This window comes from Yersinia sp. 2553 StPb PI (assembly GCF_052217105.1).
GTDB lineage: Bacteria > Pseudomonadota > Gammaproteobacteria > Enterobacterales > Enterobacteriaceae > Yersinia > Yersinia enterocolitica_E.
Genome location: NZ_JAZGPX010000002.1, coordinates 896,550 through 913,635, shown reverse-complemented (window position 1 = coordinate 913,635; position 17,086 = coordinate 896,550). Strand labels below are relative to the sequence as shown.

Sequence of the window (17,086 nt, the reverse complement as noted above, 5' to 3'; positions counted from 1 at the left end):
CCTCACACAACCGTCATCTGACCGGCATAAAGAATAAAGAAACGTAAAACCAATACGCCAAACAAACTCAAGCCGGATACCGTCACTAGAAATGAAACCCGATGGCGCATTCCATGGCTACAAAAACGGTTTAAAACTAATGGCAGCACCATGCCGCAACCGATAACCCAGAACCAAAACATCGCGGCCCAAAAACCACCGCCCAACGCGACAGCGACCGCGACTTCTTTCTGACCACCGCCGAACCACAGCCCGGTGAAGAATGCTAGCAGCAGAAATAGCTCCAACCACACCACCGGTTTTTCCAGCCGATGAACAAATGCCAGTGCCGGGCTATCTATGGGTTCTTTAAAAAAGGTCACTGCGCACAACACCATGGCGGCAATACCCGAAGAAACGCCGGAGAACAGAAATAACACCGGCAATACCGGATTATTCAACAAGGGGTAACTCTTCAGGGCCGATAACAGGAAGCCGGTATATGCCCCCAACGCCACAGCCAGAAACATCATCAATGGTTCCAACTTGCATTCAATCGGTGCCAGTTTATGCAGTACCGTGCCAACCCAATTCAATTTGCGGTAAGGCTGTAATAACGCCGTCAGCCCGTGGCGAAATATCACCGCCAGCCAGACCAACAGCACCACCATATAAATTTGAAACAGCATGACACCCAATGACATCACCGAGCTGGTACTGTAGAAAAACATCAGCTTCCAGAAAGTCCACGGCCGGGTAAGGTGCAGTATCAAAATAAACAACCCCATAATCACCGCTAAGGGCGCCATCATAGCGGTCGATTTAACTAACCCACTGCGCGCCGCCTCACCGCCCAGAACCCGTTGCTTAACCAATAGGCTAACTACCACCATGCCCGCCGATACTCCTATCAAAAACAGATAGATGGCTATCGGCCAATCCCACACTAACGAGGCAAAGTGAAACGGGGTATTCAGTTCAGGATTCATCCGGTTATCTCCCCATACTGAAAGGGAACACGATACAATTTCGGTTGTGTCCCAAGATGTAACTTGGCGCGATACACAGTGCGCTGATGCAATAATTTCACCAGTTCACTGTTAGGGTCGTCCAAATTGCCAAAGGTGAGTGCCTTGGTTGGGCACGACAAGACACAGGCGGGCTGTTTACCCTGCTTTAGATTAGTTTTCCGACAAAAATCGCATTTATCGGCAGTTTTCGTCACCGGATGGATAAAGCGCACCCGGTACGGACAGGCGGCGATACAGTACTGGCACCCTACGCAGAGGTCGGGATCGACATCAACAATCCCAGTCCCGCTATCGCGATACGAGGCTCCGGTTGGGCACACATCGACACAGGGCGCCTTATCGCAATGCTGGCAGGAGTGACGATAGAACTGATATTTTACAGCAGGAAACTCACCGATCGGTTGGCTACGGATGATGTTTAACCGTGAGACCCCAGCGGGTACATGATTAACCTCACGGCAAGCATCCATACAGGCCGTGCAACCAATACAACGGGTTTCATCATGTAGCATCCCGTAACGAATGCCATCAACAGTGCCGCTGAGTGCCAGTGAACGTCCAGCAGAACCGGTCAGGAAAATCAGCGCCCCCATACTGGCGATAAAGTGACGACGGTTCGTATTCATGGTGTTTCCTTCGATATCAGCTCCTGCTGACGGCGATGACAGTCAACACAGAGTTTGACCCGCCCTTTATCGTCAAGGCCATGCATCGGGTCGGTTTTAGGATGCAACTGATGACAACTGACACAAGAAAGCTTCAACATGTGCACATCATGGGGCCAGAACGCCTCGCGTAATTTCTCCGGCAGATGGCAGCTCATGCAGACACTGTTTTGTTGTGAGACGCTGTACATCGCTTTATCGGCATTAAACATATCGCGGTTAAAACGCATCACATCTTTAATACCATTACGGTGCAGCACCGATGCCTGCCCATGGCAGTTGGTACAGGTTAAGGCCAACTGCGTATTCGGATTTACCGCGCCAGCATGTTTGCCATGCAACTCATCTTTTTGTTCTTTATGACATTGGATGCAAGCAGCATCCGGGTTGCGCTGCGGCTCAACAATATGGCGCAACGCGGGCATTTTCGCCGTCGTGTTCGGTGTTGTGGCGAGAGTGGGCAGCGTGCACAGAATCAACACTACCAGCAGCGCGGCTGAACCGAATGAACGTAAAACGCGCATAGTTATTCCACCTTTGCTATGGCCCCAATCTGGGGCCGTTTGTCTCTGGAATAGATCCGGTGAGCGTATTGTCACACCGGAACGCCTCTTACTGGCTCAACCGGCCCGCTTTTCTGGCTTGATCATCCCAGGCTGGTACCACTTGTTGCAGAAACTCCTGCTTCTCGCGGTTCAGCTTATCCATATCCATTCCCAGCGCTTTCTGGGCATTGAGTTTGGTCGAAATATCCGGCAGCGGAATTTCGTGGCTAATCCCTTTTGTCGCCAGCAGACGTGCAAGTTTGGTGCGGGCATCGGCAGCTTTATTCAACGCGCCCCCCAATACACGCAGACCAACATCCGGTGCATGCATATGAATACCGTGGGAAGCAATGGCATAATCCCAGCGCCATTGGGCATGGCGGATATCTTGTAGAATAGGTTGCATTTCTTGCTCGGTTGCCCCGGCATCCCAAGCAGCTTTTGCCTCGTAATGCGCGTGAACCAGTTGTTTCTCAACATTCAGTTTTAACTCCTGAATGCTGGCTTTGCGTTCAGCAACAATATCTTGCAAGGTTTTTTTATCCTGGGTATGGCAGTTAACACAGGTAGTTTCAAAGCTATCAAACGGGTTGCGGATCTGGTGGTCGGTATACACCTTACCTGCCGCATTTTGGATTTTCGGCATATGGCAATCGATACAACTGACATTGTTTTTACCGTGGATCCCCGCACGCCAGGTTTCATACTCAGGATGTTGGGCTTTCAACATCGGGGTTTTTGACAGCGGATGAACCCAATCGGAGAAAGCGATTTCATCGTAATACTTCTCCATTGACGCCACATCCGTGCCTTGATCCCATGGGAATTTCACCGCTTTATCTTTACCGGCGAAGTGGTACTCAACATGGCACTGGCTGCACACCATGGATTGTTGATCCAAGCGGCTGGCATGTTCGAAAGGTTTATTGATAGATTGCAAAGCACGCTCAGCATAGGGCCGGGAGAGGACTAAAGCTGGCTTCCCGGCAGCAAAATCAGCAGAAGCGGTATTATGGCAATCGGCACACCCCAACTGATTGACGACTTCCGGGCCACCTCTGGCCCAAGTCCCTTTGAAATACCCTTCTTCACCTTGTTCATTGATCAAGCGGGCAACATCCGGGCTTTTACAGCTCCAGCAGGCCATCGGCAAGGGGCCATCCTCTGCGGTCTTCGGTGCTGCGGTACGTAAGGTTTCCCGCACATCAGTGACAGCATAATAGTGCCCACGAGGTTTGTTATAATCTTTGGCAAACGGATATCCGGCCCAAAGGATCACCAAATTGGGGTCATCCGCCAGCGCATCTTCTCGTGGCCCACTCTCTTTGGTTTTCAGCCATGAGGTGAATTGGTCAACATGCTGTTCAGCGAATTTATCGTTGCGGGCCTCAATCGGCGGCGTAGGTGCCGCCGACAAAGAAAATACCGCGCCTATTGCCAAAAGAGCCATTATCCCTACCAACACCTGTCTTATAAATTTGCTCACAATATTTACTCCAGTGTGTTTTTCCATACCGGACGCTATCAGTGCCCGCACCAGATGGTTTTTTTATTTTTAAACCCGCAATCAGGTGAGAAATAGCGAGCCAGGAGGCGAAGCATGACTGATATCACCCTGTGGGTTAGGCAGATAGTAAGGAGGATTTGCAGCAAATGATTTGTAGTAGTAAGAATGCTTGTTTTAGATCAAACAATTTTTGTGTGGGTATTCGCTTTTATGAACCAGCTCAAAAAAAAAGCATCTCATCGATCAATTTTTACATAAAAGTCAATCATATACCTCTTTGTAGGTATACTAAGACCATTAGAGCTCCTCGCTACGTAAATATAAGGGCTACCAGTTTCACAACTCACTTCAACCGCCAAGATATAGGTAACCAGCAACCACAACACAATCAGGCAAGCGAGTATCACTTGCATCATAACTTTCGATTTATTTCGAATTGCTATTTTATTTGCTATCGATCTCAAATGCCGGATCGCTATCCGGGCTGCAAAAATGGTGCAACCAGGGGATTCCATCATTCTCGACAGTGGCAGTACCACATTAAATGTTGCGCGAGAGCCGGCAAAACAAGATGGAATAATGGTACTGACCAATAATCTGCCGGCTGCCTGGGCACTTTCCAGCAATAGGGAGATTACGTTAGTGATATGTGGTGGTACTTTTCGCCATAAAACCCGTTCATTCCATGGTTCCCATACTGAATCTGAGTTGATGGTTAATCAGTATTCTCACTAATGGGGCGATTCACACGGGATACGGCATACCAGACGGCATACTGAATAATTTTGTTTGGGATAAGTAACTGGGGGAAAAACAAGAGGATAAAGAGAAATGATGGCGGAGGAGGAGAGATTCGAACTCTCGAACGGTTACCCGTCGACGGTTTTCAAGACCGTTGCCTTCAGCCACTCGGCCACCCCTCCGCAACGAGCCGAACTATAAACAGAGCTCTACCGCTTGTAAAGCCTGTTTGTGCTTAATTGACCAAAAAATCCGCTAGCTGATTGTCGAGTGCTGAATTTATCGTCATCCCTTATGCTAACTGGCCATTAGGCGTACAGCAGCCGGTTTATTTACTCTCGCACAGATGGCACCTCACCAAATAACAGCAGAGACTTCTTTGGGGTAGTGGCAAATATTTGCTAAATTAGCGGCCGTTTCATTGATTGAATTACCGAGGTTGTATGTTGGAGTTTAAAGGCCAGGTTATTGATACCGATGCACAGGGTTATCTGAAAAATAGCACGGACTGGAGCGAGGCTTTAGCGCCCATACTGGCTGAACAGGAAGGGATTATACTCACTGAACCACATTGGGAAGTGGTGCGCTTTGTGCGTGCATTTTATCAAGAATTCAATACATCACCTGCAATCCGCATGCTGGTAAAGGCCATGGCACAAAAGTATGGTGAAGAGAAAGGTAATAGCCGATATCTGTATCGTTTATTCCCCAAAGGGCCAGCAAAGCAAGCAACCAAAATTGCAGGATTACCCAAACCCGTTAAGTGTATTTAACGACAGATAACAGTATTTAACGACGGATAGCTGTGCTCTGGTACCGCTCGTGAGTTAATAGCGGATGTTAAATTTTTCAAACGCGGTGCTCGGATAAGGTTCCGTCAGCAGGCGATCCACCCGCGCACCGCGTGGCCCCCCCTGCTTAATCCACTCCAGCAGGTGTTCAACCGCATGTTGCTCGCCGTAAGCCACCACTTCCACACTGCCATCATCACAATTTTTAGCGTAACCCGTCACACCCAGCGCTTGTGCCTGACGTTGCGTGCTATAGCGGAAACCCACGCCCTGAACAACGCCATAAACATAGGCGGCAGTGCATACTTTTGGCATATAGACTCCTCATCTACGTGATAATTTGCATTTTCCGGCTCATACTCCGACAATACTGCTCTTTTTTACCTAGCTGGCAGCAACTTAATTATGACCGTAAGCCTGATTCTTGCCAAAGGACGTGAAAAGTCCTTACTTCGTCGCCATCCGTGGATCTTCTCTGGGGCCGTTCAACGCCTTGAGGGGAGTGCCCTGCCCGGTGAAACCCTCGATATCCTTGATAGCCAGGGTAAATGGCTGGCCCGTGCCGCCTACTCTCCTGAATCACAAATTTTGGCACGAGTCTGGACGTTCCAACAAGATGAAGTTATTGACCGCGAGTTCTTCATCCGCCGTCTACAGCAAGCGCAGAGCTGGCGTGATTGGCTGGCAAAGCGTGATGGTTTGAACGGCTATCGCCTGATCGCCGGTGAGTCTGATGGCCTGCCGGGTATCACCATAGACCGCTTCCAGAACTTTCTGGTATTGCAGTTACTGTCGGCCGGCGCTGAATATCAGCGGGAAACGCTGGTTAGTGCCTTACAACATTGTTACCCAGAATGCTCTATTTATGACCGCTCCGATGTTTCCGTACGTAAAAAAGAAGGCTTACCTCTGACGCAAGGTACAATCAGTGGTGAAATGCCGCCTGACCTGCTGCCAATAACCGAAAACGGCATGCAACTGTTGGTTGATATTCAGCACGGCCATAAAACAGGATTTTATTTAGATCAGCGCGATAGCCGCCTGGCGGCGCGTAACTACGCCGATGGTCGCCGTGTTCTGAACTGTTTCTCTTATACCGGTGCCTTTGCTGTCGCAGCGCTGATGGGAAATTGTAAGCAAGTTATCAGCGTTGATACGTCACAAGCTGTACTGGATATAGCCAAACAAAACATTGAACTCAACCAGTTGGATTTGAGCAAAACCGAATTCATTCGGGATGATGTGTTCCAATTGCTGCGTAACTACCGCACGCAAGGGGAAAAGTTTGACATGATCATTATGGACCCACCGAAGTTTGTGGAGAACAAAAGTCAGTTGGCAAGTGCGTGTCGTGGCTACAAAGATATTAATATGTTAGCGATACAATTATTGCGCCCAGGCGGGATCTTGTTAAGTTTCTCCTGCTCTGGTTTGATGCCAACAGATTTATTCCAGAAAATTTTGGCCGATGCTGCGTTAGATGCAGGGCATGATATACAATTTATAGAACAGTTCCGTCAGGCAGCGGATCACCCGGTTATCGCGACATATCCAGAAGGTCTGTACCTGAAAGGGTTCGCGTGCCGGATAGTATGACTTGAAATGCCCTACACTGCCCTCATATAGAAGGCAGAGTAATGTTTCTCAGGAGGTTATCATGATTGCCAGCAAATTTGGTATTGGGCAGCAGGTCCGCCACAGCCTACACGGCTATTTGGGTGTAGTGATTGATATCGATCCTGAATATTCTCTCGAGCCACCGGAACCTGATGAGGTTGCAAACAACGCTATGTTGCGTTCGTCACCTTGGTATCACGTGGTTATTGAGGATGATGAGGGGCAACCGATACACACCTATCTAGCTGAAGCGCAACTAACCTATGAAGATATGGATGCTCACCCAGAGCAACCTTCATTGGATGAACTGGCGGCGTCCATCCGCCATCAGCTACAGGCTCCGCGTCTACGCAACTAAATCTTGAGATTTATCGATAAAACCCGGCGCTTAGTACCGGGTTTTTTATCGCCAAAATTAGCAACGTCGCGTATCACTGTTTTTCTAATCCCAGGCGCGGTATTTCAATCTTCGGACAACGGTCCATCACCACCTTTATTCCCGCATCTGCCGCCAAGGTAGCCGCCAACTCATTAATAACACCAATTTGTAACCACAGAACCTTGGCGCCGATAGCAATAGCATCTTGCGCAACGCCGTATGCAGCCTCGGCATTACGGAAAACATCCACCATATCGATAGCATGAGGAATATCCGCCAGTTCTGCATATGCCTGCTGGCCCAATAATGATTTCCCCGCCAATTTAGGGCTAACAGGCGTGACTTGATACCCCTGCTGTAGCAGATAAGCCATAACACCATAACTTGGCCGCGATGGGTTATCACTCGCCCCGACTAATGCAATTGTTTTTACCTGTTGGAGAATGTCAGCAATATCTTTATCGTGCATTTTTCAGTTCCTCTGATGCGCTAAAAGAATATCCCAATCCATGTGCACCCGGAGGGATACTACCAATATTAGGCGATCCTCTAAGTGTACATCATGGGGAAAATGGATCATAAATGCGGTCAGATTGATTTGGTTTAAGAGATGTCGCAGTAATTACTGTTAGAGTGCCGGCTTTATCCTTATAATTCATCATGATAAAAACGTTATATTTATACTGATCATTTCAAAAAGTAAATAAATGTGGGCGAACGGAAAGACTTTGACACATAATCTAGCCTGTCTGACAATGTACGCGGATATCACCCTCAGGAGCAGCACATGAAATTTGGTCTGGTGGTCGTAGGGATTTTGGCCGTTTGCTGTAGTGCTTCAGCTATCGCCACGACCTTAAAACTCGCGCCGGAAATTGACCTGTTGGTGGTCGATGGGAAAAATATGTCAGGATCCTTGCTAAAAGGAGCCGATAGCTTGGAATTAAACAGCGGTCAGCATCAAATTCTGTTCAAAGTGGCTAAACCACTGCCAGCCGATCCGAAAGTGTTGTATGCCTCTCCGCCATTAGTGGTGGTGTTTAATACCCGCAATGTTCGTTCAGTCGCCATAAAATTACCGGTCATTGATACCGAACGAGATGGGCATAAGTTTTCTAAAAACCCGGTATATCAGCTTATTGGAGATAATGGCCGCCCATTATCTGTGCGCCACGATGTATTACATCAGGACAATCTCAACACTGCCAGCACACTTGAAACTGCAATGGCCAGTTATAATGTTGGCCAATTTAGTGCTTCAGTTCCCTCTTTTGCCACCATTCCACCGTCAACTGTGAGTGCGGTGCCGGGGACCACTATTGCCGTGGCAGGGACAAATACCGCGCAGAATACCACCAGCCTGCAAGGGGAAAATGTTGCCGAACAGATGCTGCAATATTGGTTCCTGCAAGCCAACGCCGAAACTCAACAACGCTTCCTACTCTGGGCTAAAAAGCAACCGGGCAAATGATCCGTTTACGATAAGGCGGTTCTTAAACATCAGGTTATGCTTGTTTCCTCGCATTTCTTTGCGTTACCGCTATGCACAAAATCTCCGTTTCAGTAATCTGTTAGCAAACCGCTAGCATTTATTGAAGGATATCTTGATGGAACTGACTACCCGCACTATTGCGGTACGCAAGCATATTGCCCTTGTTTCCCACGATCACTGCAAAAAATCGCTGCTCGAATGGGTTATGGAAAATAAACAACTGCTGTCCCAGCACGAACTTTATGCCACAGGTACCACCGGAAACCTGGTACAAAAAGCCACCGGCATTGACGTTAACTGTTTACTAAGTGGTCCGATGGGGGGAGATCAAGAAGTGGGTGCGCTGATATCAGAGAAAAAAATCGATATTTTGATTTTCTTCTGGGACCCACTGAATGCTGTGCCGCATGATCCCGATGTGAAAGCCCTACTACGTCTGGCAACAGTCTGGAATATACCTGTCGCCACCAACCGCTCGACCGCAGACTTCTTAATTGGTTCTAACTTGTTTAGCAGCGAAGTTACCATCGCAATCCCTGATTATGATCATTACTTAAAACAGCGACTGCAATAAGCATTACGCCCGGTGCCACAACCACCGGGCGTAATGTATGCGATAGCTCCGTTAAGGTTTACGCTGAACAGGAACACCTAACTCGCTAAGTTGCTTAACAAAAATAGAGGGTTTTGCTGTATCTTGCAGTAACCAGACCTGGTGCTTCGCACGAGTCATTGCGACATATAATAAACGCCGCTCCTCCGCATCTGGGAAATCTTCCGGTGCCGGTAACAGCACATCTTCCACAATTGATTCCCGCGCTACTGCCGGAAAACCATCATTACCTTCATGCAGCCCTGCAATAATCACATAGTCGGCTTGCTGCCCTTTACTGGCATGAATAGTCATAAAATCAATCGTCAGTTTTGGCCAGCGAGTTGCCGCTTTTTGCAAAATCTCAGGCCGTAAATGGTGATAGCGGGCCAAAATCAAAATGCGCTCATCATCCTTAACAAAACCGCTTAATTTATCCAGCAAGGTGTCAAGCTGTTGGTCCGGTAAAATGATGACTGACTTTTTGTTACCTTTACTCAAGCTGTTAAGTGGCTTTTTCAATTGATGTGGGTTTTGCTGAATAAACCGGTTCGCAATTTCACCGATCCTATCATTAAAGCGGTAAGTGGTATCCAAGGCACATTCAGCCCCTTCACCGAAGTACTGGCTAAAAGCTGTAGTGAGCGAGAGCTGCGCGCCACTAAACCGATAAATCGCCTGCCAATCATCACCCACCGCAAATAAACAGGTTTGCTTATTTTGTTTGCGCAGTGCTGCCAGCAGCATAGCGCGTTGCGGTGAGATATCCTGAAACTCATCCACCAAAATATGCTTCCACGGACTAACAAAACGCCCTTTATCCAGTAAGTTAACTGCCTGATGAATCAAGCCGGAGAAATCAACCGCACCTTCTTCTTTCAACGCCGTTTTCCACGCTTTCAATAACGGTGCCATTAACCGTATACGTTTCTGGAAGAGATCACGCACTTCTTCATCGGCCTGCTCAATCATTTCGGCTTGACTACCACCGTGCATTCGCATCAGCCCTACCCAACGCCCCAGCCGCCCCGCCAATCTGGCTGCTAAACGTTTATCTTGCCAAAACTCACCCTCATCAACCTCCCACTCAAGCTCATCAGTTAGCCATTCACGCCACCCTTTTGCCTGCGCTTTTTTCTCACTACACTGCTGTTGCCAATTCTTAATCAATAACGATCTTCTGGCCTGGCTGTCTGATTCTAATTTACTGATTAGTGGTGTTTTACGGCTGCCTTGCTGGATAATCTGCAATGCCAGTGCATGGAAGGTTTTAGCCTGAATATCATCCACAGCTAACCGTTGCTTAATGCGATGATTCATCTCATCAGCCGCCTGACGGCCAAATGCGAGCAGTAAAATCTGCTCCGGTAATGCTTCATTACGGCGTAACAACCAACCGGCACGGGCTACCAGCACCGATGTTTTACCACTGCCGGCACCTGCCAGAACTAATACCGAGTCTTCGCCATTAACCACCGCCCGGCTTTGCGATTCATTCAGAGGGGAGGTTTCTACACTTTGGAAGAAATCTTGATGCTCTTCCAACATTCGGTTGGTCCATTGCTGATTCCGGCGTTCTACACTGCGACTACCTTGCTGCAACCAGCGCAAACAGATCTCATAATCTGCACGACAGGTCTCAAATTCGTTCAACCGCTGCACCGGTATTGGCAATGAGGCGAAAGCCTCGCGAATAGAGTGCTGCACCTGTCCTAACTCACTGCGTTTAAACCATTTATCCTGTTGCTCAATCCGCTTGATTGATTCCACTTGTTTATGTAAAACCTCAACACAAACCAAGCTCATCTCTTCACTCCATTGCTGCCAGATGCCCAGTAAATGTTGATAGAAACGTTGAGTTTCCTGCCATTCGGTGCCATGTAAACGGACAACTTGTTGGTCTGGCAATTCAAATTCCAGTTCGCCCCAGACAATACCGCGCTTACATTCAATGTTAACCAACTGGTTAAAAGGAATTAGGTACTGATGTTTATCACCGCATACTTCGATGCCAGCATTGAGCAAGCGCACCCGGTTGTAAGGGTGCTGAGCCAAATGCTTGCCAAAAGATGTCGCTTTAAGTTCCATATCTGCGCGCCATTACTCGTATTAAGTGAATTGAAATAACACAATGGAGTGTAAATAAAATAATTGAGTTTAAACAACAGGTATCCGATAGTTGACAACGGAAACTAACCCGCCCTATTCATATAGAATGGTTAGCGTTTGTTATCACTCATCCGCGTTGCGGTTTTTTTATTCAGCTAGGCAGATAAATCACTATGCGTACTGTACTGAATATTCTTAATTTTGTTTTAGGTGGTTTCTTCACCACACTGGGCTGGCTATTCGCCACAGTCGTCAGTGTCGTTCTGATTTTTACCTTACCATTAACGCGCTCTTGCTGGGAAATTACCAAATTATCATTTCTTCCTTATGGCAATGAGGCGATCCATGTCAATGAATTATACCCAGAAAAAAGTAATGCTCTGATAACTGCAGGCGGCTCGTTACTGAATATTGTCTGGTTCATTTTATTTGGTTGGTGGCTGTGTTTATCCCATATCGCCACAGGGATTGTGCAATGCATAACCATCATTGGTATCCCGGTCGGTATTGCCAATTTTAAAATTGCTGCTATTGCTTTGTGGCCCGTGGGCCGCCGTGTCGTTTCAGTCGAAATGGCACAGCAAGCGAGAATGGCTAACGCTCAACGCCAATATCAGCAACGCTGAATTTTCAGTTTTAGAGGTTTTTTGTGCTCACTTTCGTCACTGGTTTACGCCGTTATGTCTACAATAGTAGCCTGCTTTATCATGCCCGTATTTTTATCGCGTTGGCGGGAGTAACGGCGGTTCCGTGGTGGATTGGTCAGCCCAAACTGACAATTCCGTTAACACTCGGTGTCGTCGCGGCAGCACTTACTGATCTTGATGACCGCCTGACAGGGCGATTACGCAATTTATTCATTACGCTGATCTGTTTTTTTGTCGCGTCCGCATCGATAGAGTTGTTATTTCCTTATCCCTGGTTTTTTGCCCTCGGTCTGACCTTTTCAACCTGTGGTTTTATTCTGCTGGGGGCTTTGGGGCAACGCTATGCAACCATTGCCTTTGGCGCATTGCTAATTGCTATCTACACCATGTTGGGTACCTCGATGTACCATATCTGGTACCAACAGCCGCTACTGCTGCTGCTCGGAGCTGTTTGGTATAACGTACTGACCTTGTGCGGACACCTTATTTTCCCTATCCGCCCCTTGCAGGATAATCTAGCTCGTTGCTACCAGCAGCTTGCTCACTATTTGGAAGCAAAAGCTAATCTCTTCGATCCTGATATCGAATCTGATGTCGACCAGCCTCTTATTGATGTGGCGATGGCCAACGGCACACTGGTATCAACCTTAAATCAGGCCAAAGCCTCACTGGTGACTCGCTTGAAAGGTGATCGGGGCCAGCGTGGGACCAGACGGACACTTCACTACTATTTTGTCGCACAAGATATTCATGAACGCGCCAGCTCGTCACATGTCCAATATCAGGTTCTACGAGAGAAATTCCGTTACAGCGACGTGCTATTCCGCTTTCAGCGCTTACTGAGTATGCAAGCCAGAGCCTGCCTGCAACTTTCGCAATCCATTCTGATGAGACAAAAGTATCAGCATGATCCTCGCTTCGAGCGAGCCTTTACGTTTTTAGATGCGGCACTGGCCAGAGAACTCGCGCAAAACGAGAATATCCCGCAAGTTAAAGCCCTTTCCCACTTACTGAGAAATTTACGGGCTATTGATGCCCAATTGGCGGGAATTGAATCCGAACAAGTATTAGCCGAAGGCCCTCAGCCCGAGAGCCGTTTGTCTGACGACCACATTACCGGATGGAGTGATATCAAGCTGCGTATCAGCCGCCATCTCACCCCACAATCTGCACTATTTCGCCACGCAGTTCGCATGTCAGTGGTGCTATGTCTCGGTTATGCGTTTATTCAACTAACAGGCATGCGCCACGGCTATTGGATCCTACTGACCAGTCTTTTTGTCTGCCAACCTAACTATAATGCGACGCGCCGCCGCCTTGCATTGCGTATAATTGGCACGCTAGCGGGTATTCTTATTGGTTTGCCTATCCTGTATTTTGTGCCTTCCATTGAGGGGCAACTCATCCTTATTGTCATTACCGGGGTGCTATTTTTTGCTTTCCGTAATGTTCAGTATGCTCATGCAACGATGTTTATTACCCTGCTGGTTTTGCTCTGTTTTAACCTATTAGGGGAAGGATTTGAGGTTGCCGCACCTCGGGTATTTGATACCCTGCTAGGCTGTGCCATCGCCTGGGTAGCGGTGAGTTTTATCTGGCCGGATTGGAAGTTCCGCCACCTCCCTGCGGTGGTTCATAAAACGCTGAATGCCAACTGCCGCTATTTGGATGCAATTCTGGTGCAATACTATCAAGGCAAAGATAATAGCCTGAACTACCGTATAGCCCGCCGTGATGCACATAATTGCGACGCGGAGTTAGCCTCAGTGATCTCAAATATGTCTGCCGAACCCAAAAATGACAAAGAAACTCAGGAGGCAGCATTCCGATTGCTCTGTCTGAACCACACGATGCTGAGCTATATATCCGCGCTGGGTGCTCATCGAGAGAAACTGAGCAACACCGCCACCCTGAATCTGCTTAATGATGCGATTTGTTATGTCGAGGGTACACTTGAGCAAGAGCAGCCTGACAGCGCGAAAATGGCCCAGGTGCTAGCCAGCTTATCTACCCGGCTACAGAACTGTAATCCTGAGCCGGAGAGCAAAGACCAATTGGTTTTACAACAAATAGGTTTATTGCTTGAACTGTTACCTGAACTCAGTGAACTGAATAGGCACATCAGCCAGACTAATTAAGATTGGGGCCATTCCCGATGGCCCCGCTATGCTGTTTCAAACTGCGTAATGTTGGGCGAACGGATGTGTATCTCAAACCATTCAATAAGTTCACTACGCATCAATAAAGGCAGCACAGCATAATGGTGGCCACTTATCGCCCCAGCAAGCGCCAATAATACATTAACCCCGAGTGAGCGCCTTAATGCACGTAACTTCAGATAACAGCATTTGGCCCCTTCACGCCGCAGTTCCGCCGCATTCTTGATGCCGGCTTTCCACAATAGTCGTTCAAGGCTGGCACTGAGATTCGGCAAATCTTTCAGACGAACTGTTGGCCCTTTTTTGCTTAAAATCTCAGCTTTCGCCCCTTGATAAGCGCGTGTAGCAAAATGACTTAGTGTGCACTCATCACTCCATAATGCAGAGTCTACCCAATAATAACGCAGCAATACCGGTAACCCGCGTTTAGCGTAGACAAAGTTACTCATCCCCCGACTGCGGAATAGCGTTTCTATCTTATTATTAGCGCGTAAATACAGTTCGCCGTCCGAAATCACCGCAAACATAATGCCGTTCGCCAATAGGCCATAGCCACCAAATTGCGAACGAACTGTGATCTTGCCTAAAAAATCGAAACGATCCTGTGCTTGCATGATTTTGTTTTCTGATGCGTTTTCCATAACTACTCCTTTAGTAAAAATCCAATCCAACGTCCCTATCCAGTTGCAATAAGTGTAAGAGGAACAACCAATTAAAAAATACGCAATATGGATTACCTAGCCAAACACAAAATGAATTTGCACGGATTTACATCACAATTATGCGAAGCGTCTTGTAAAAATTTAGTTGATCTTCGAACAAACAGTGACTACTGTATATGCATACAGCACACTACAGGCGAGGTTCATAATGCGTACTCAATCACTAAAACCTTATAATGCTAATTATCATTCTCTTATTAGCCGTGAAACACCGGAAAGAGCTGATGCTCCAACAGATAGTGGCCTTATCAGTGAACTTGTGTACAGTGAAAACCAGCCTGCGGTAACTCAGTTATTGCTTCCTTTATTGCAACAACTTGGTAAGCAGTCTCGGTGGCTTTTATGGCTGGCCCCACAACAGAAATTAAGTCGTTTATGGTTACAGCATTCAGGCTTACCAATAGATAAAGTCGTTCAGTTACGGCAAATCAATCCATTGTCGACTGTTGATGCAATGGAGAAGGCATTATTGACGGGAAATTACAGTGTCGTTCTTGGTTGGCTACCGGAGTTGTCAGAAAATGATCGAATCAGATTACGTTTGGCAGCAAAGTTAGGGAATGCTTATGGGTTTGTTATGCGTCCGTTGAATGACATAAAACTGAACCAAGGACAGTGCGCAACGTTAAAAATTCATTCTTCTTTGTATCATTAAGTAAATTTAGGATTTATCCCATGAATTATTACAATATTTAGCGCTTACTCCTGTAAAACCGGCATAAAGCGAGTCGGAATGCGGCTTGCAGCAGAAAATAACGTCTAGAAAACGCGGGTTTTTACCGCTAAATCGTTAAAGATAATGCACTATTTCGCTTTTTTTTCAGGCGGTTTATCACATCACACTTGTAACTTTCTCGCCACGTTGTAGACTTTACATCGCCAAGGTTGCTCTAAAACGCCAAATTATACTGGCAGCGTGATTAACGGGAGCGTTAAAACCTTGGCGAAGAATTTTAACCAAGGGCTTAGCTTTTTAAAGCTCATTGCCTATTTGGATGATAACGAGGCGTAAAATGAAAAAGACAGCTATCGCATTAGCAGTGGCACTGGCTGGTTTCGCTACAGTAGCGCAAGCCGCACCGAAAGATAACACCTGGTACACCGGTGGTAAACTGGGTTGGTCCCAGTATCAAGATACTGGCACTGGCGGTATCTATGGCAACGTTGGCAACGACGGTCCTACCCATAAAGACCAACTGGGTGCTGGTGCGTTCTTGGGTTACCAAGCAAACCAATACCTGGGCTTTGAAATGGGATACGACTGGCTTGGCCGTATGCCTTACAAAGGCGACGTAAATAACGGCGCATTCAAAGCACAAGGCGTACAGCTGGCTGCTAAACTGAGCTACCCAATTGCTCAGGACTTGGACCTGTACACCCGTCTGGGTGGTCTGGTTTGGCGCGTAGATTCTAGCGCTTACGATGCTCCTACTGATAGCCGTGCTAGCAACCATGACACCGGTGTTTCTCCACTGGTAGCGCTGGGTGCAGAATATGCATGGACCAAAAACTGGGCAACCCGTATGGAATACCAATGGGTTAGCAACATCGGTGATAAAGCTACCGTTGGTGCTCGTCCAGACAATGGCATGCTGAGCCTGGGTGTTTCTTACCGTTTCGGTCAGGAAGATGCAGTAGCGCCAGTAGTTGCTCCAGCACCAGCTCCAGCTCCAGTTGTTGACACTAAGCGTTTCACACTGAAATCTGACGTGCTGTTCGCTTTCAACAAAGCAACTCTGAAACCAGAAGGCCAGCAAGCTCTGGACCAACTGTATGCACAACTGAGCTCTATCGATCCTAAAGACGGTTCTGTAGTTGTTCTGGGCTTCGCTGACCGTATCGGTCAACCAGCACCGAACTTAGTTCTGTCTCAGCGTCGTGCTGACAGCGTGCGTGATTACCTGGTTTCTAAAGGTATCCCTGCTGACAAAATCACCGCTCGCGGTGAAGGTCAAGCAAACCCAGTTACTGGTAACACCTGTGACAACGTGAAACCACGTGCTGCTCTGATCAATTGCCTGGCACCAGATCGTCGCGTAGAGATCGAAGTTAAAGGCTACAAAGAAGTTGTAACTCAGCCACAGGCTTAAGTTTACTCCTTTCGTAAAAA

Annotated in this window: 18 protein-coding genes and 1 tRNA gene; 10 read left to right on the top strand and 9 right to left on the bottom strand. The window is 47.6% G+C overall.

Translation table 11 applies throughout. From position 1 onward, the window contains the following. Positions 1-2 precede the first annotated feature (2 nt). From nrfD to nrfA, 4 genes are all read right to left on the bottom strand, one after another. A complete protein-coding gene (gene nrfD, locus V2A84_RS05400; RefSeq protein WP_442848644.1) occupies positions 3-968 on the bottom strand; it encodes a cytochrome c nitrite reductase subunit NrfD in 966 nt (321 codons plus the stop codon). Beyond that, positions 965-1,636 (bottom strand): cytochrome c nitrite reductase Fe-S protein, encoded by a 672-nt coding sequence (nrfC, locus tag V2A84_RS05395; protein ID WP_083158485.1) that lies wholly within the window; start codon positions 1,634-1,636, stop codon positions 965-967. The genes nrfD and nrfC overlap by 4 nt, the downstream gene beginning before the upstream one ends. Continuing rightward, the gene (nrfB, locus tag V2A84_RS05390) at positions 1,633-2,199 is read right to left on the bottom strand and encodes a cytochrome c nitrite reductase pentaheme subunit (RefSeq protein ID WP_083158484.1); all 567 of its coding nucleotides are present in this window, start codon (positions 2,197-2,199) and stop codon (positions 1,633-1,635) included. The genes nrfC and nrfB overlap by 4 nt, the downstream gene beginning before the upstream one ends. Before the next feature lie 88 nt (positions 2,200-2,287). Next, positions 2,288-3,670, bottom strand: coding sequence for an ammonia-forming nitrite reductase cytochrome c552 subunit (gene nrfA / locus V2A84_RS05385; RefSeq protein ID WP_083158483.1), 1,383 nt, complete (start codon positions 3,668-3,670; stop codon positions 2,288-2,290). Positions 3,671-4,114: 444 nt separating this feature from the next. On the opposite strand from nrfA, the gene V2A84_RS05380 reads away from it, so the two are divergent. Then, positions 4,115-4,462 (top strand): hypothetical protein, encoded by a 348-nt coding sequence (locus V2A84_RS05380; RefSeq protein WP_442849113.1) that lies wholly within the window; start codon positions 4,115-4,117, stop codon positions 4,460-4,462. A 100-nt stretch (positions 4,463-4,562) separates the two neighbouring features. On the opposite strand, the gene V2A84_RS05375 is transcribed toward V2A84_RS05380, so the two are convergent. Continuing rightward, positions 4,563-4,650, bottom strand: a tRNA-Ser gene (locus tag V2A84_RS05375). Positions 4,651-4,911: 261 nt separating this feature from the next. On the opposite strand from V2A84_RS05375, the gene tusE reads away from it, so the two are divergent. After that, positions 4,912-5,241 carry a sulfurtransferase TusE gene (tusE, locus tag V2A84_RS05370; protein ID WP_083158481.1) on the top strand — a complete coding sequence of 110 codons (330 nt, stop codon included), beginning with the start codon at positions 4,912-4,914 and terminating at the stop codon, positions 5,239-5,241. 54 nt (positions 5,242-5,295) lie between these two features. Here tusE and yccX read toward each other — a convergent pair whose 3' ends face one another. Then, positions 5,296-5,574, bottom strand: a complete 279-nt coding sequence (yccX, locus tag V2A84_RS05365; RefSeq protein ID WP_083158480.1) for an acylphosphatase — start codon at positions 5,572-5,574, stop codon at positions 5,296-5,298. Positions 5,575-5,664: 90 nt separating this feature from the next. Here yccX and rlmI point away from each other — a divergent pair, with 90 nt between their 5' ends. Then, positions 5,665-6,855, top strand: a complete 1,191-nt coding sequence (rlmI, locus tag V2A84_RS05360; RefSeq protein ID WP_083158479.1) for a 23S rRNA (cytosine(1962)-C(5))-methyltransferase RlmI — start codon at positions 5,665-5,667, stop codon at positions 6,853-6,855. A 61-nt stretch (positions 6,856-6,916) separates the two neighbouring features. Then, positions 6,917-7,234 carry a heat shock protein HspQ gene (gene hspQ, locus V2A84_RS05355; protein ID WP_083158478.1) on the top strand — a complete coding sequence of 106 codons (318 nt, stop codon included), beginning with the start codon at positions 6,917-6,919 and terminating at the stop codon, positions 7,232-7,234. Between the two features lie 73 nt (positions 7,235-7,307). Here the strand turns inward: hspQ and V2A84_RS05350 are convergent, their stop codons facing one another. Continuing rightward, the gene (locus V2A84_RS05350) at positions 7,308-7,724 is read right to left on the bottom strand and encodes a CoA-binding protein (RefSeq protein WP_083158477.1); all 417 of its coding nucleotides are present in this window, start codon (positions 7,722-7,724) and stop codon (positions 7,308-7,310) included. Between the two features lie 318 nt (positions 7,725-8,042). Here V2A84_RS05350 and V2A84_RS05345 point away from each other — a divergent pair, with 318 nt between their 5' ends. After that, complete coding sequence (locus V2A84_RS05345) at positions 8,043-8,726, top strand: DUF2057 family protein (protein WP_193784636.1); 684 nt, start codon at positions 8,043-8,045, stop codon at positions 8,724-8,726. Positions 8,727-8,862: 136 nt separating this feature from the next. Further along, the gene (locus V2A84_RS05340) at positions 8,863-9,321 is read left to right on the top strand and encodes a methylglyoxal synthase (protein WP_083158476.1); all 459 of its coding nucleotides are present in this window, start codon (positions 8,863-8,865) and stop codon (positions 9,319-9,321) included. 51 nt (positions 9,322-9,372) lie between these two features. Here the strand turns inward: V2A84_RS05340 and helD are convergent, their stop codons facing one another. Next, entirely contained in the window at positions 9,373-11,427 is a 2,055-nt protein-coding gene (gene helD / locus V2A84_RS05335; RefSeq protein WP_083158475.1) for a DNA helicase IV, read from the bottom strand. Positions 11,428-11,621: 194 nt separating this feature from the next. Between helD and V2A84_RS05330 the strand changes: the two genes are divergently transcribed. Together V2A84_RS05330 and yccS are read left to right on the top strand one after the other, a co-directional pair. Next, positions 11,622-12,074, top strand: a complete 453-nt coding sequence (locus tag V2A84_RS05330) for a YccF domain-containing protein (protein ID WP_083158474.1) — start codon at positions 11,622-11,624, stop codon at positions 12,072-12,074. A gap of 23 nt (positions 12,075-12,097) precedes the next feature. Continuing rightward, on the top strand, positions 12,098-14,233 hold the full coding sequence (gene yccS, locus V2A84_RS05325) for a YccS family putative transporter (protein ID WP_442848643.1): 2,136 nt from the start codon (positions 12,098-12,100) through the stop codon (positions 14,231-14,233). A gap of 26 nt (positions 14,234-14,259) precedes the next feature. Here the strand turns inward: yccS and V2A84_RS05320 are convergent, their stop codons facing one another. Then, entirely contained in the window at positions 14,260-14,895 is a 636-nt protein-coding gene (locus V2A84_RS05320; protein WP_083158472.1) for a TfoX/Sxy family DNA transformation protein, read from the bottom strand. A gap of 229 nt (positions 14,896-15,124) precedes the next feature. Here V2A84_RS05320 and sulA point away from each other — a divergent pair, with 229 nt between their 5' ends. Together sulA and ompA are read left to right on the top strand one after the other, a co-directional pair. After that, entirely contained in the window at positions 15,125-15,631 is a 507-nt protein-coding gene (gene sulA, locus V2A84_RS05315) for an SOS-induced cell division inhibitor SulA (protein ID WP_083158471.1), read from the top strand. Positions 15,632-15,989: 358 nt separating this feature from the next. Continuing rightward, positions 15,990-17,066, top strand: a complete 1,077-nt coding sequence (ompA, locus tag V2A84_RS05310; RefSeq protein WP_083158470.1) for a porin OmpA — start codon at positions 15,990-15,992, stop codon at positions 17,064-17,066. Positions 17,067-17,086 lie beyond the last annotated feature (20 nt).